Origin of the sequence: Pseudomonas sp. MIL9, assembly GCF_016887925.1 — a bacterium.
Taxonomy (GTDB): domain Bacteria; phylum Pseudomonadota; class Gammaproteobacteria; order Pseudomonadales; family Pseudomonadaceae; genus Aquipseudomonas; species Aquipseudomonas mohnii.
Map to the genome: position 1 here is coordinate 13,844 of NZ_JAFEHE010000033.1, position 14,503 is coordinate 28,346.

The following is a 14,503-nucleotide window of genomic DNA, read 5'->3' on the forward strand; positions in this document are numbered from 1 at the left end:
TTTTTCCGGCGTGGAATAACCTCGATTGCCATGCGTCTTCCTGGACACTCACCACAGCGTAGTGACTGGTCAGAACTTCATGAATGATATCGACGAACAATTGCGGGAAATTATTCCCAGGCTTCGCCGCTTCGCCGTATCGCTGACGCGAAATCCCAGCAGTGCCGACGATCTGGTGCAGTCGTGCCTGGAGCGGGCACTGTCGGCCTGGGGCGACAAGCGGCCCGAGGGAGACCTGCGTGCCTGGCTGTTTTCGATTCTCTATCGGCAGTTCCTCGACGCTCACCGGCGCTCCCGACGCTATGCACGAATGCTCGAGTTCTTCACCGGACGCGACGATGCGCAGCCCTCGGCAGAGCGCACGGTGATCGCCCAATCGACACTGAACGCCTTCGACCAACTGCCCACCGAACAGCGCGCACTGCTGCTTTGGGTATCGGTGGAAGGCCTGAGCTACAAAGAGGTCGCCGAGATTCTCGATGTCCCCACCGGCACGGTGATGTCCCGTCTGTCCCGGGCCCGCCAGGCCTTGCGCCAACTCAGCGATGGTGAAATCAACCGCCCTTCCCTGCGGAGACTCAAATGATCAGCATGCCCCCCAGCGAGCGTGATCTGCACGCTTATGTCGACCACCAACTCAGCGATGACGACCGACGCCTGGTGGAGACTTATCTTTCGGGCAACGCGCCCATTGCCGAGCAGGTGCGCGCCTGGCAAAAGGACGCCCAGCAACTGCGCGCAGCCCTGAGCGGCGCCCTGCAGCAACCGGCCAACCCGGACCTCGATCCGGTGATGATTCGTCAACGCCTCAAACGCCAGTCCCGTCGTCACCTGGCCAGCGCCGCTGTATTGCTGATCGCCGTCGGCATCGGCGGGGTCAGCGGCTGGCAGGCACGGGAGATGACCCTCGCCAGCGCCCCGCTGCCCATGACCGATGCCCTGCAGGCCTACCGACTGATTGCCCAGCAAGGCATCCTGCCAGCCGACTACAAGGTCAGCACCGACGGCGACATGCAAGGCTGGCTCGACCGCTACTTCACCCAGGCCAATCGCCTGCCCGATCTCTCGGGCGCCGGGTTCAAACCGGTCAGCGGGCGTTTGCTCAGCACCGAGCAAGGGCCGGCGGCGATGGTGGTCTATGAGGATCAGGGCGGGCACAAAATCAGCTTCTACGTGCGCCCGCCAGGGCCGAAAAACTTCCTGCTGCCACGGGGCAGTCGGCGTGATGACGGCTTGCAGGCCGAGTACTGGTCAGGGGGCGGCTACAACTATGCGATGGTCAGCCCGGCGGATACGCCGGCGGCGCAGATGCTCCAACAGACAACTCAGTTCTAAGCGCCACATCAATCCCGTAGACGCTGGCCTGGCAGCGTCTACGGGGTTCGCATACACGTTCTCTTTCAGCGCTGCCCACGTAGTTCTTCGCGTTGCAGTGGACCACCTGACGGCCCAGACAAAAGTGTGTCCACGCCCAATTGAATTGATTTTGTAGGGCCTATATCGATTTTCTACAGAACTCCAACTCGAAATAAGTTGTACACACCGCAGTAATCCGTCCAAAAAAAAACCAGCATTCCATCGACATAACTGGAAGCAAATTCTCCCCTCTGGGTACACTATGGCGCCGCCGCGCGGGAGCCGGCCTGAAGAGTATGGGGTGACATCACAGTGGCCGTTCGACCGCCCAACCGTTCGCGTCTCGCACCGCGCTGGCCGTCGCTGCGCCGCCTGTTCGGCAAGGCCTCGGCTGCGCCCGCCCATGGAACCGCAACCGGCCGGGTCATCCACGATTACTTTCACCGCAAGGCTCATGCGCAGGGCTACACCCTCAGTCACAGTCAGCAGCGCGTGATCGACTGTATGGCGCAACACGCCACAGCGCTGCTGGGCAGCGCGGCGTCCCCCCTGCCCGGCCTCTATCTGCACGGCGCCGTGGGTCGCGGCAAGAGTTGGCTGCTCGACGGCTTTTTCCAGGCCATTCCCCTCGAACAAAAACAGCGCCTGCACTTCCACGAGTTTTTTGCCCGGTTGCATCAGGGGATGTTCAGCCATCGCGATCAACCGGACGCGCTGGCGACCACCCTGGATGATTTGCTGTGCGATTGCCGGGTGCTGTGTTTCGACGAATTCCATGTCCATGACATCGGCGACGCGATGCTGATCACGCGCCTGTTCAAAGCGCTGTTCCGTCGAGGCATTCTGCTGCTCGTCACCTCCAATTACCCGCCGGAGGGGCTGTTGCCCAATCCGCTGTACCACGCGCGCTTCAAACCGGTGATCGACCTGATCAACGCGCGCATGCAGGTGATGGAGGTCGGCGGGCCACACGACTACCGCAGCCAGGCCAGAACTCACACGCATCAACTGTTTACCCAGGGTCAATACATCTGGCCCGGCACGCCGTCGCAGCGTCAGGCATCCAACCTGCCACCCGCCGACGCGCCGGCCATTGCGCTGCCGGTCGGCCCTCGCCACCTGCCCGCCCGTTTCTGCGAAGACCGCACCATCGGTTTTACCTTCACCGATCTGTGCGAGCAGCCCACGGCGGTCATGGATTACCTGGAGCTGTGCCGACGATTCGATCACTGGATCATCGACGAATTGCCCAACCTGGCCGACTGTTCAATCGCCGCCCAGCAACGCTTCATCAATCTGGTGGACGTTTTGTACGACCAGGACAAGCATCTGGTGCTGATGGGGCAGCATTCATTGCGCGAAAGCCTGGACGGCGATGCCATCGACCTGGCACGTACCCGCAGCCGCCTGGGGCAGTTGGTGGAGGTCCGGGAGCCGGCCTGATCAATCCCACATTGGGTCCGCGCTCGATTAAACAACTGGGTCGACTGCGGGCTCGCTCGCGAAAGCGGTCTGACCGACAACACTCATTCCCGTTATCATGCCGGCCATTCATTTGATCGATGGCGAGCCCCGTTCATGCACACCCTTGCACAATTGCGCGCCGGTACACTGGCAGGCATTACCCGTCTGGACCTCAGCTGCGGCCTGACAGAGTTCCCCCGGGAAATCTTCGACCTGGCGGACTCCCTGGAAGTGCTCAACCTCAGTGGCAATGCCATGAGCAGCCTCCCGGACGACCTGCATCGCCTGACCCGTTTGCGCGTGTTGTTCTGCTCGGACAATCTGTTTACCGAACTGCCGGCCTGCGTGGGCCAGTGCGCGGTGCTGACCATGATCGGCTTCAAGGCCAACCGCATCGAGCACGTGCCGGGCGCCGCGTTGCCACCGCTCCTGCGTTGGCTGATCCTGACCGACAACTGCATCGGCGAACTGCCGACGGAGCTGGGCGAGCGCCCCTACCTGCAAAAACTGATGCTGGCGGGTAACCGGCTGCAACGCTTGCCGGAAAGTTTGCGCAATTGCCATCGGCTGGAGCTGATCCGCATCGCCGCCAACCAGATCAGCCAATTACCCGAATGGCTGCTCGCGCTGCCGAGCCTGACCTGGCTGGCGTACGCCGGCAACCCGCTGGAAACCGAAGCCGACGCGGCCGCCCTGGCAGCCACGGCGAGCATCCCCTGGTCGCAGTTGCGTCTGGAGCAGCTCCTGGGCGAAGGCGCTTCGGGGTTGATTCATCGGGCGGCATGGGCACGACCGGGCCACGCGGACACGCAAGTCGCGGTCAAACTCTACAAGGGCGAAATGACCAGTGATGGCTCGCCGTTGCATGAAATGAACGCCTGTATTACCGCTGGCCTTCACCCCAACCTGATCCGGGTCGAAGGCCGGGTAGTCGATCACCCGCAAGACACCGCCGGGCTGGTGATGCAACTGATCGAGCCGAGCTACCGCAACCTTGCCGCGCTGCCGAGCCTGGCGACCTGCAGCCGCGATGTCTACGCCGAAGATACCCGGTTCACGGCCGATGTCGCCTTGCGCATTGCCCGTGGTATCGCCTCGGTCGCCGAGCACTTGCACCGCCAGGGCATTACCCATGGCGACCTCTACGGCCACAATATTCTGTGGAACGCGCAGGGTGATTGCCTGTTGGGGGACTTTGGCGCGGCGTCTTTCCATGCCACGCAGGACACCCTGGAAAGCCGTGCACTGCAACGCATCGAAGTCAGAGCGTTCGGGGTTCTGCTGGGGGAATTGCTGGAGCGGACCGACTCGGGGTTGAGCGCCGAGGGGCGTCTGCGGCTGGAGGATTTGCAGCAGCGCTGCTGTCAGCCTGATGTACTGGCGCGACCGGGGTTCGACGAGGTTATTCAACTGCTGAAAGATTGATGACCGCTGCGCGGTCAATCGCGGGCCAGCCCGCTCCCACAGTGTTCAGCGTCGTACGCATTTTTACGAACGACACAAATACTGTGGGAGCGGGCTTGGCCGCGATGGCGGTGTTACTGGAATTACAACTTAACCCGCCAACCCGACAAACATGTCTTGCACGTCATCATGGTTATCGAGGCCTTCGAGGAAGGCTTCGACTTCAGCCATCTGCTCGTCGCTCAGGCCGCTGACCGGGTTCTTCGGCTGGTAGCCCAGCTTGGCCGACAGTACGGTGAAGCCTTGTCCCGGCAGGGCTTTCTGTACTGCGTCCAGATCCGCAGGCTCGGTCAGGAACAGGGTCGCGCCGTCTTCGCCCGGCTCGAAATCCTGAGCGCCCGCTTCGATGGCGGCCATTTCCGGATCGGCGTCCGGGGTGTCCGGCGAGGCTTCGATCATGCCCACGTGGTTGAAGTCCCAGGCCACCGAACCGGAAGCGCCCAACTGGCCCTTGCGGAATGCGACGCGGATTTCAGCGACGGTACGGTTGATGTTGTCAGTCACGCATTCAACGATCAGCGGCACCTGATGCGGTGCGAAGCCTTCATACGTCACACGATGGTATTGCACGGTTTCGCCCAACAGGCCCGCACCCTTCTTGATGGCGCGATCCAGTGTTTCCTTGGGCATCGAAGCTTTCTTGGCCTGTTCAACCACCAGGCGAAGGTGTGCGTTGGTGGCGACATCAGCGCCGTTGCGCGCAGCAATGGTGATTTCTTTCACCAGTTTGCCGAAGATCTTTCCCTTGGCGTTGGCTGCCGCTTCTTTGTGTTTAACCTTCCACTGTGCGCCCATTACTCACTCTCTTGTCTGTGGCGCCGAGACATCTATTGGCCGACGCATCGCGCAAGTTTACCCGGCCTAAAGTTGGCAATCGACCAAAAATTCTGACCTCGAATCGACATATTCACCGGCAGTTGTAGGGCGATTCTGAAACTCCTGTTTGCGATGACCATTAAGGGCTGTGGTTTCGTACCCTCTGCAGCCGTACTCCATGGCAGAAGCGCGTCCGATGCATAACGACAAGGAAAGTCCCTTCACCCTGACACTGCTTGACGACGATTTGAGCCTGCAGGTCGTGCAGTTCAGTGGCCGAGAAGCCCTCAACCAACCCTATCGATTCGAGATTGAAGTGGTTGGCCTGGCACCGGCCATGCCGCTGCAACAGCTACTGCACCAAGCGGCGTTCCTGAGCCTTGGGCATGGCCAGGGCATTCACGGCGTACTGCACAACGTCAGTCGCGAACATCGCGGCCCGCACCGGGTCGGCTACAAACTGGTGCTGGGCCCCGCCCTGCAATCGCTGGACCGACATCGTTGCCGACGCATTTTCGAGCCGTCCAGCGTGCCCATGATCCTGCAGCAGTTGCTGGCCGAACATGAGCTACCCGATAACAGCTATCGCTTCGAACTGACCAATGGCCACTATCCTCTGCGACCGTTTTGCATTCAGTACGAAGAAACCGACCTGGCCCTGCTGCAACGGCTGTGCGAGGAGGAAGGCATTCACTATCACTTCGAACACCACCGTCACGGGCACGTTCTGGTGTTCGCCGACGACAGCCTGAGTTTCCCTCAGGAACCGTTGTTGATGCCGTTCCGGAGCGATGCACCCGATGACAGCAACCCATGGCGAATCAGCGAGCTGTTCCAGCGTCACGATTCACGGCCCTTCTCGCCAAGGCTGGATACCCGAGACCGCGGCGCCATGGACACCGACGACGGCGCGGCCAATCATGTCTTTACCCAAGCCATGGCGCCCATGGTCCGCCCCGCTCCCGAACAGCGCCACCGCGATCAACTCGCTCGCCGGCACCTGGAGCGCTTGCGATGCCGGCAAATGCAGATTCACGGCCAAAGTAATCACGGCGAACTGCGCAGCGGCTGCATCGTGCAGGTGACTGAGCACCCACTAACCGGTTTCAACGATCAATGGTTGGTGACCCAGGCGCGTCATCAGGGCGAGCAGGGTTCGATTCTGCAGCACGGCACCTCGGGCGCACCCAGGCGTTACCGCAATCAATTCAACGCGATTCCCTGGTCAACGGTGTTTCGTCCGGCGCTCGAACAGCCCAGGCCGCGTATCCCCGGTTATCAGCCAGCGCGGGTGCTGGGCCAGACCGGGCAGCAGTCGGCGCTGGATGAGCAAGGTCGCATACAGGTGAGTGTGTGGCCTGCTACGGACAATGAAACCGCAGAAGGCGTGGGCCTCTGGCTGCCCGTCGCGATGACGGGCGCCCGCATCGATCCGGGCCGCTTGCCCATGGCCGGCAGCGACGGCTGGGTCAGTTTCCTCGACAGCGATCCCGACCGCCCGGTGTTCTGCGCCAGCACGGGACACCGTTCCACGCCTCGACCCGCCCGGCGCCATGAACCACGGAACGATAGCCGTCTGCTGCTCGACTGGTTGATCGACCCCACCGATGCCGAGTCCTGAGCCTCACCCCTTGTCAGCCTTGCCGGCCGCCGCCGCGAACCTGGCCAGGCGCACGTCCAGATGCCGGGGCCGCCGCCCGTGGTCCTCGGCGCGCTCCTTGCGGCGAATGGCGTTGCGCACCATCAGCGAGCCAAGGTAACGAATCGGCTCCGGCGGGAAGAAGCCCAGCGGTCCGTTGACCAGTGGCGAGCGCGTCCAGGGATTGTCCAGGCTCTGGACCATCGAAGCCAGAATCTGCCCGCCCATGTGGCACGGCCCTACCCCGCTGCCGGAATAGCCAAAACCATAGAACAGGTTACCGCTGGCACTCATCTGCCCGAAGAACGGCAACCCTGTGACCGAGCGATCCGACGGACCATTCCAGGTTGCGTCGACCTTGACGTCGGCAAACGCCGGGAAGAAGTCCGTCAGACTGCTGCGCAGCAGACCGGCATAAGGCGATGGCTGATCGAACACCGGCAACATGCGCCCGCCGTAGGCGAACGTGTTGCCGCCCTTGCCGAGCATGATCCGGCCGTCCGGTGTGTTGTGGTAGTAGTGCACGAAAATCCGCGAATCGAGCACGGTGACACCGCTGGTCAAACCGATTTCGTCGAGCAGATCGGGTCGTGGTTCGGTGATCAGCATGTCGCTGGAGACGATCGCCACGCTGCGTTCGAACGGTGGGAATGCCCGTGCCATCCAGGCATTCATCGCCAGCACCACACGGTCGGCGCGAACGCTGCCATTGGCGGTCTGGATGACGGCCGGCTTACCTTCCTCCAGCCCGGTCATGGCGGTGTTTTCATGAATCCGCACGCCAAGCTGCAAGGCCACCCGGCGCAAACCGCGCACCAGTTTGCCTGGCTGCACGCTGGCGGCGGCCGGGGAAAACCAGCCTTCCAGGTGCCTGGTAGAGCCGGCCATGCGCTGTACATCGACCAGCGGCCGCTGGCTGAAGGAGTTGATGCCGTTGCGCTCCAGCGCGGCGATCACCGCGTCGGTCGAGCCGACCTGAGCACGGTTGGTCGCGGTGTAGAGGGTGCCATCGAGGCGGTAGTCGGCGTCCACCGCATACCGTTCGCAGAAGGCCCCGATCGCGTGGATGCTGCGCTCGGATTCCTTGACCAGCCGCACCGCTTCTTCAGCGCCGAACAGGCGTTCAAGGGTGAAATACTTGGCCGACCACGACAGCGCACAACCACCGTTGCGGCCACTGGCGCCGACGCCACAGATATCGGCTTCGATCAGCACCACTTCCAGGCCGGGGTTCTGCTCCTTGAGCATGATGGCGGTCCATAACCCGGTGTAACCGCCGCCGACGATACAGACGGCGGCGCGGATGTCGCCTTGCAGCGCCGGACAGGTTTCGCACGTCTCGGTCTTCAAGGCCTGCTCCAGCCAAAAGGGTCTCATGGGATCACTCTCCATTCGATAGTCCACACGCCAGCCTGCCGCAAACGCAGCAGGCGGCGACGGACAGGGTTCAGGTACGCAGGGATTTGACGCTTATCGGCCGGTTAGGCACGAGGGGATAGTGGGTTCGCAAGCCACCGGGGCGGCTGTTCCAGTGCGGGATCAACACCAGTGCGGAGAACATCGCGCAGCCAGCGAAGACAATGAACACCGTCACGGTGTCGAAATAACCAGGCAGCAACCCGCCAAGAATCGCCCCGACCGAGCCGCAACCGTTGACGAAACCGGCGGCGGTCGCACCGGCCTTGGCAGTACCGAAGTCGATGGCGGCCGCGCCGCTGATCATCGAATCCGGTCCATAAAGCGTCAGGCCCATGACAAACAGCAGCGCCACTACCAGCAGCACACTGCCGGTGTGCAGGGCACCCATGAACAGCGCGAGCGACACGGTCAGCGCCAGCAGACTGAGCACACAGGCGGGCATACGTCGGGCGCCGAACACTTTGTCGGAGGCGAGGCCGATCATGATCGGTCCGAGCAACCCGGCCAGTTCGAACGCCGTCGGAATGATCGCCGCGCCGACCTTGCCCACCGAAGGCATCTGTTCGAAAACGATCACCGGGCCCCAGAGCAGAATCGCATAGCGCGCCGGCTTCAGCATGAAGTACGCGAGGCCGAGCACCAGCACCGTACGATTGCGCAGGATTTCCTTTAACGGCTCCAGGACGCTGATTTTGCTTTGAGCCTGTGCCTCTTCAGCGGTCAGCTCGGGCTCGGGCTCCACAGCCGGCAAACCGACGTCTTCGGGTTTGTTGCGTTGAAAAATAAAAAACAGCACGGCGACCAGCCCAACCACCGCCGCACTGGAAATGAACGCCGCATGCCAGCTGCCGATGAGCGTATAGGCCCACCAACCGGCAAAGGGCGATGCCACCAGACCGCCAAAGGCGTAGCAGGAACTCCACAGGCCCAGCACTCGCCCGCGCTGCTCGGCGGGATAGAAACTACCGAGGTTCTTGCACAGCCCCGACCAACCGGTGGACTGCGCCAGGCCTTGAATCAACATGCAAGTGGCGAAAATCGGCAACGTGGCGAAACTGCCCATCACCAGCGCAGCCGCCGCAGAAATCAGCAAGCCGCCCAGCACCACGACCCGCGGGCCGAAGCGATCGGCCAGGATGCCCCAGGTGAATTGCCCGATGGCGTAAGCGGTCAGATAGATAGCATCGAGGTTGGCCATGGCCATTTTGTCGAGCATGAACGTCGGGTCTTCGCCAATCCCGAGTTTTGCAACAGAGAATGCTTTGCGAGTGAAGTAGAAAGCGGCGTAGGCGAGCCAGGTGATCGCGAAGATCTGCACGCGCCAACGTTTGATGGTGCCGATGTGCTTGTTCATTGTGGTTCTGACCTCAGGGTGTGAGTGTGCCGGCAGAATTGAAAGAAAACGCCTGTGTTTTTTATTGTTGAGCACTGCGAAATCACCTTGTCCCTGTGGGCGATTCCGGTCAGATGAGTCCTGTTGTTGCACGCACAGGCTCATGGCACCCGCCGCTGTTCGATTGACCAGTCACCGGGGCTGAGGTGGATAAAAACAATTACTGATTAATAAGTGAAATCGATTTATCGTATTTCAAAAATAAGCTCAGCTTGTTACTGGAGATTCGCATGTCGGTTTCCCACGCCCAACTCAAAGCCTTCCACGCCGTGGCCGTGTACGGAAGCTTTACCAAAGCTGCCGAACGACTGTTTCTCACACAACCGGCCATTTCCGACCAGGTGCGCAAACTCGAAGAGCGCTACGGTGTGCTGCTGTTCCACCGTAACAAGCGCTCCGTGCGCCTGACCGACCTGGGCGAACGCTTGCTCGGCGTCACGCAGAAATTGTTCGTGATCGAAGCCGAAGCCCAGGAACTGTTGCAAGACTCCCAGGCCTTGCAGACCGGCAGCCTGGTTCTGGCGGTGGACGCGCCGGTGCATGTACTGCCGCAGATCGCCCGATTCTGTGAGCGTTATCCGGGGATCAGCGTGAAGATCGAAACCGGCAACACCGATGAGTCGCTCTTGCGGCTCTTCAACTATCAAGCCGATCTGGCGTTACTGGGCCGTGATGTCAGTGATGAACGTCTGCTCTCGTTGCCCCTGCGCAACGACCCGATGGTGGCGTTCGTGTCGCGCAATCACCCGTGGGCCGATCGCAAGTCCATCTGCCTGGCGGACCTGGACGATACGCCGCTGGTGCTGCGGGAAATCGGTTCGGTGACGCGGCAAACGCTGGAAGAAGAAATGGCTGGCGCTGGCTTCCGCATCCGCCCGGCCATTCAGGTCGAAGGGCGGGAGGCGGCGCGAGAAGCGGTGGTGGTCGGGATCGGTGTCGGCGTGGTGTCGGCAGCCGAGTTCGGCGCGGACTCGCGTGTGTGTGCATTGCCGATTACCGATTGCAAACGGCGGTTGACCGAGACGCTGGTGTGCTTGCGCGAGCAGAGTTCGCGGCGGGTGGTGGCGACGTTTCTGGAAATGGTGCGCGAGAGCCTGAGGTAGGCAGGTCTGGCACCATCGCGGTTTATCGGCCTGGCACCAACTCAAAAAACGCCTGGATCAAACGCAAATCCCGGCGCCGTTCCATGCACCCCATCATGTGCCGGTTCACCAACCCCTCGCCAATGATCGGCACCGCCGCCACCCGGGGATCGTGGCTCACCTCTACCGAAGACACCACGCCCACGCCCAACTCGGCAGCCACCGCTTCGGTCACCGCTTCGCGACTGTCCAGTTCGAGCAACACCCTTGGGTTGACTTGGGCATGGGCGCACGCCTGATCAAAGGTGCGCCGTGTTATCGAACTCGGCTCACGCAACACCATGATCACCTGATCCAGTTCCTTGAGCGGCACGCCTTTGGACCGTTGCGCCCAAGGATGACTTTCGGGCACCAGCGCGCAAATCCGCGACTCGCTCAGGGCTTGCAGATGCAGGCCCTTGCGCGGCTCGACCTCGGTCAGCACCGCCACGTCGGCATGTTCGGACAACAGCGCCGCCAGGGTTTCCTGGGCATTGCCCAGGCGCAGGTTGACCGTGATGCCCGGATAACGCGCCCGCAGGCTCGCGAGCATCGGCATGACCATGTGCGGGCCGTCCGCCGCCACTTCCAGGCGCCCGGTCAGCAACTGCCGGTTGGCCTCCAGCATCACCTGTGCTTCTTCAGCCAGGCCGAACATGGCCCGGGTGATCGCCGCCAGTTTGGTGCCCTCTTCCGTCAACTCCACCCGTCGCGCGGTGCGGCGCAACAGGCTGATCTGGTAGTGCTCCTCCAGCGCCTTGATGTGCCCGGTGACCGCCGGTTGACTGATGAACAGCCGTGCGGCCGCCCGGGTAAAGCTGCCCTCGCGGGCCACGGCGTCGAAAGCACGCAGCTGAAACAGATTCATGAATAAGCCTCACTGATGGCTGGCATAACAACAAACAATTTGATTGATAACTCGGCAAATTGCAATTTAGGCCCCGTAGCTTCATCCCATCGATTGCGAGGACACGAGAATGAGTACTGCCGCCCCCATCCTGCTCACCCCTGGTCCACTGACCACTTCAGCACGCACCCGTCAGGCGATGATGGTCGACTGGGGTTCATGGGATGAGCGCTTCAACCAGTTGACCGCCAGCCTCTGCGAACAACTGCTGGCAATCATCAACGGGGGCGCCACTCATCACTGCGTGCCCCTGCAAGGCAGCGGCACCTTCGCGGTCGAAGCGGCCATCGGCACGCTGGTACCGCGCGACGGCAAAGTGCTGGTGCTGATCAACGGTGCCTACGGCAAACGCCTGGCGAAAATCTGCGAAGTGCTCGGCCGCTCGTTCAGCACCTTCGAAACCGCCGAAGACGAACCCACCACCGCCGCCGATGTCGAGCGCCTGCTGCGAGCCGATGCCGGCATCACCCACGTCGCGCTGATTCACTGCGAAACCAGCACCGGCATCCTCAACCCGCTGCCGGAAATCGCTCGGATCGTTGCGCAACACGGCAAACGCCTGATCATCGACGCCATGAGCTCCTTTGGCGCGCTGCCGGTCGACGCGCAACAGATACCGTTCGATGCGCTGATTGCCGCTTCCGGAAAATGCCTGGAAGGCGTACCTGGGATGGGGTTCGTTTTCGCTCGCAAGGAAGCCCTGACCAACGCTGCCGGCAACTCGCATTCGCTGGCGATGGATCTGTTTGACCAGCACTCCTACATGGCCAAGACCGGCCAATGGCGCTTCACCCCGCCGACCCACGTGGTCGCGGCGCTGCACGAAGCCCTGCTGCAATACAACGAAGAAGGCGGCCTGCCGGCCCGGCACCAGCGCTACGCCGCCAACTGCCAGGCGCTGATGGAAGAGATGGGCAAACTGGGGTTGCGCAGCTTCCTGCCGGCCGCCATCCAGGCACCGATCATCACCACGTTCCACGCACCGAAAGACCCACGCTACCAGTTCAAGGAATTCTACGAACGGGTCAAGGCCAAGGGTTACATCCTCTACCCCGGCAAACTGACCCAGGTCGAAACCTTCCGCGTCGGCTGCATCGGTCATGTCACCCCGGCGCAGATGCGCGAAGCGGTGGCGGCGATTGGCGACGTGCTGCGAGAGATGGAAGTGTTAGAGATCTAAGCCACACCGCCTTCCCCTGCGGGAGCGAGCTTGCTCGCGATGAGGCCCTGTCTGTCGACTTCATGAGTGGATGTCAGACCCAATCGCGAGCAGGCTCGCTCCCACAGTCACCGCATCGCCCCTATTAGCCAGTTGCCACAGGACTTGATCACCATGAACTACACCAACCCAAACAAACTCCAGGCCGCCATCCTCGACTGGGCCGGCACCGTGGTCGATTTCGGTTCTTTCGCGCCGACGCAGATCTTTGTCGAGGCCTTCGCCGAGTTCGACGTCCAGGTGTCCATCGATGAAGCCCGTGGCCCAATGGGCATGGGCAAGTGGGACCACATCCGCACCTTGTGCAATCAGCCGGAAGTCGCCGAGCGCTACCGCACTGTGTTTGGCCGCACGCCCACCGACGATGACGTCACCGCCATCTATGAACGCTTCATGCCGCTGCAAATCGAGAAAATCGCCGAGCACTCGGCGCTGATCCCGGGTGCACTGGACACCATCGCCCACCTGCGCCAGCAAGGGATCAAGATCGGCTCGTGCTCCGGTTACCCGAAACAGGTCATGGACAAGGTGGTCGAACTGGCCGCCACCAACGGTTACGTGGCCGATCACGTGGTCGCCACCGACGAGGTACCGAATGGCCGCCCATGGCCGGCACAGGCACTGGCCAACGTGATAGCCCTGGGCATCGACGATGTCGCCGCCTGCGTGAAGATCGACGACACCGTGCCAGGCATTCTCGAAGGTCGCCGCGCCGGCATGTGGACCGTGGCGCTGATCTGTTCGGGCAACGCCCTGGGCCTGGACTACGAGGGTTATCGCGCCTTGGACAGCGATAAACTCGACAGCGAACGCAAGCGTATCCATGCGCTGTTCGAAGGCTCGCGCCCGCATTACATGATCGACACCATCACTGACTTGCCGGCCGTGATCGCCGATATCAACAAGCGCCTGGCCAACGGTGAAATGCCACAAGCCCACTGATTGCCATACCTCCAAAAACAGCGCCAGTGTCTGAACGGAACCGGCGCTTTTTGCTGTCAATCAGCTGAACCAATGCTCCCGTGACCGATCGCCACAGGCAAACACGGTGAAACAGGATTACAGTAAAAGCACACCGTCGAAGAAGAACGGTGGCTTGAGCTGACCTGTGAGGAACACCGTATGCCATGGAAAAATTCCGATTCGCGCTATAGCACCGTCTCGATAGCGCTGCATTGGTTGATGTTGGTTTTGCTGGCGTTGGTTTATGCCTGCATAGAATTTCGCGGGATTTTTCCCAAGGGCAGTGGCGGGCGAACACTGATCGTGGAATTGCACTTCATGCTCGGCCTGACCGTGTTCGTTCTGGTCTGGTTGCGTTTGTTTGCTCGCAGCCTGGGCCCGGCGCCGCAAATCCTCCCGGCCTCCCCTCGGTGGCAGACGGTGATGGCCAGGCTGATGCACTGGGCGCTGTACCTCTTCATGATCACCATGCCGATTCTCGGCTGGCTGGTCACCAGTGCCAAAGGCAATCAAGTGATGTTTTATGGTATCGACCTGCCCATGCTGATCGCTGAAGACAAAGCACTGGCCAAACAAATCCAGGGTTGGCATGAACTGGGCGCAACCATCGGCTATTGGCTGATTGGCCTGCACGCGTTGGCCGGGCTTTATCATCACTACGTGGTCGGCGATAACACCTTGCTGCGGATGATGCCCAAACGGGTGAGCCGCAATTCCTGAGACCCGCAATACCTGAATGTGG

13 protein-coding genes are annotated in these 14,503 nt (G+C 61.5%); 9 read left to right on the forward strand and 4 right to left on the reverse strand.

All coding sequences use genetic code 11. From position 1 onward, the window contains the following. Nucleotides 1–79 precede the first annotated feature (79 nt). The 4 genes from JQF37_RS28665 to JQF37_RS28680 all read left to right on the forward strand — a co-directional run bounded on the left by JQF37_RS28665 (nucleotide 80) and on the right by JQF37_RS28680 (nucleotide 4,245). Nucleotides 80–586, forward strand: a complete 507-nt coding sequence (locus JQF37_RS28665; RefSeq protein WP_130207695.1) for a sigma-70 family RNA polymerase sigma factor — start codon at nucleotides 80–82, stop codon at nucleotides 584–586. Then, a complete protein-coding gene (locus JQF37_RS28670) occupies nucleotides 583–1,335 on the forward strand; it encodes an anti-sigma factor (protein ID WP_130207697.1) in 753 nt (250 codons plus the stop codon). The genes JQF37_RS28665 and JQF37_RS28670 overlap by 4 nt, the downstream gene beginning before the upstream one ends. A 333-nt stretch (nucleotides 1,336–1,668) precedes the next feature. Further along, entirely contained in the window at nucleotides 1,669–2,799 is a 1,131-nt protein-coding gene (gene zapE / locus JQF37_RS28675; protein WP_130207699.1) for a cell division protein ZapE, read from the forward strand. Between the two features lie 135 nt (nucleotides 2,800–2,934). Then, on the forward strand, nucleotides 2,935–4,245 hold the full coding sequence (locus JQF37_RS28680; protein ID WP_130207701.1) for a leucine-rich repeat-containing protein kinase family protein: 1,311 nt from the start codon (nucleotides 2,935–2,937) through the stop codon (nucleotides 4,243–4,245). A 129-nt stretch (nucleotides 4,246–4,374) separates the two neighbouring features. On the opposite strand, the gene JQF37_RS28685 is transcribed toward JQF37_RS28680, so the two are convergent. Then, nucleotides 4,375–5,079 carry a YebC/PmpR family DNA-binding transcriptional regulator gene (locus JQF37_RS28685; protein ID WP_090323589.1) on the reverse strand — a complete coding sequence of 235 codons (705 nt, stop codon included), beginning with the start codon at nucleotides 5,077–5,079 and terminating at the stop codon, nucleotides 4,375–4,377. A 217-nt stretch (nucleotides 5,080–5,296) separates the two neighbouring features. On the opposite strand from JQF37_RS28685, the gene tssI reads away from it, so the two are divergent. After that, nucleotides 5,297–6,721 (forward strand): type VI secretion system tip protein TssI/VgrG, encoded by a 1,425-nt coding sequence (tssI, locus tag JQF37_RS28690; RefSeq protein WP_130207703.1) that lies wholly within the window; start codon nucleotides 5,297–5,299, stop codon nucleotides 6,719–6,721. Nucleotides 6,722–6,724: 3 nt separating this feature from the next. Here the strand turns inward: tssI and JQF37_RS28695 are convergent, their stop codons facing one another. Both JQF37_RS28695 and JQF37_RS28700 read right to left on the reverse strand, forming a co-directional pair. Next, nucleotides 6,725–8,116, reverse strand: coding sequence for an FAD-dependent oxidoreductase (locus JQF37_RS28695; protein WP_204149906.1), 1,392 nt, complete (start codon nucleotides 8,114–8,116; stop codon nucleotides 6,725–6,727). 70 nt (nucleotides 8,117–8,186) lie between these two features. Then, nucleotides 8,187–9,512, reverse strand: coding sequence for an MFS transporter (locus JQF37_RS28700; protein WP_047527566.1), 1,326 nt, complete (start codon nucleotides 9,510–9,512; stop codon nucleotides 8,187–8,189). A 269-nt stretch (nucleotides 9,513–9,781) separates the two neighbouring features. On the opposite strand from JQF37_RS28700, the gene JQF37_RS28705 reads away from it, so the two are divergent. Next, complete coding sequence (locus tag JQF37_RS28705) at nucleotides 9,782–10,654, forward strand: LysR family transcriptional regulator (protein WP_130207707.1); 873 nt, start codon at nucleotides 9,782–9,784, stop codon at nucleotides 10,652–10,654. A gap of 22 nt (nucleotides 10,655–10,676) precedes the next feature. Here JQF37_RS28705 and JQF37_RS28710 read toward each other — a convergent pair whose 3' ends face one another. Further along, nucleotides 10,677–11,540 (reverse strand): LysR substrate-binding domain-containing protein, encoded by an 864-nt coding sequence (locus tag JQF37_RS28710; protein WP_130207709.1) that lies wholly within the window; start codon nucleotides 11,538–11,540, stop codon nucleotides 10,677–10,679. A gap of 109 nt (nucleotides 11,541–11,649) precedes the next feature. Between JQF37_RS28710 and JQF37_RS28715 the strand changes: the two genes are divergently transcribed. The 3 genes from JQF37_RS28715 to JQF37_RS28725 all read left to right on the forward strand — a co-directional run bounded on the left by JQF37_RS28715 (nucleotide 11,650) and on the right by JQF37_RS28725 (nucleotide 14,481). Then, nucleotides 11,650–12,759: a 2-aminoethylphosphonate--pyruvate transaminase gene (locus JQF37_RS28715; RefSeq protein WP_130207711.1), complete on the forward strand. Its 1,110-nt coding sequence runs from the start codon at nucleotides 11,650–11,652 to the stop codon at nucleotides 12,757–12,759. A gap of 153 nt (nucleotides 12,760–12,912) precedes the next feature. Further along, nucleotides 12,913–13,740: a phosphonoacetaldehyde hydrolase gene (gene phnX, locus JQF37_RS28720; RefSeq protein WP_130207713.1), complete on the forward strand. Its 828-nt coding sequence runs from the start codon at nucleotides 12,913–12,915 to the stop codon at nucleotides 13,738–13,740. A 180-nt stretch (nucleotides 13,741–13,920) separates the two neighbouring features. Next, a complete protein-coding gene (locus JQF37_RS28725) occupies nucleotides 13,921–14,481 on the forward strand; it encodes a cytochrome b (protein WP_130207715.1) in 561 nt (186 codons plus the stop codon). Nucleotides 14,482–14,503 lie beyond the last annotated feature (22 nt).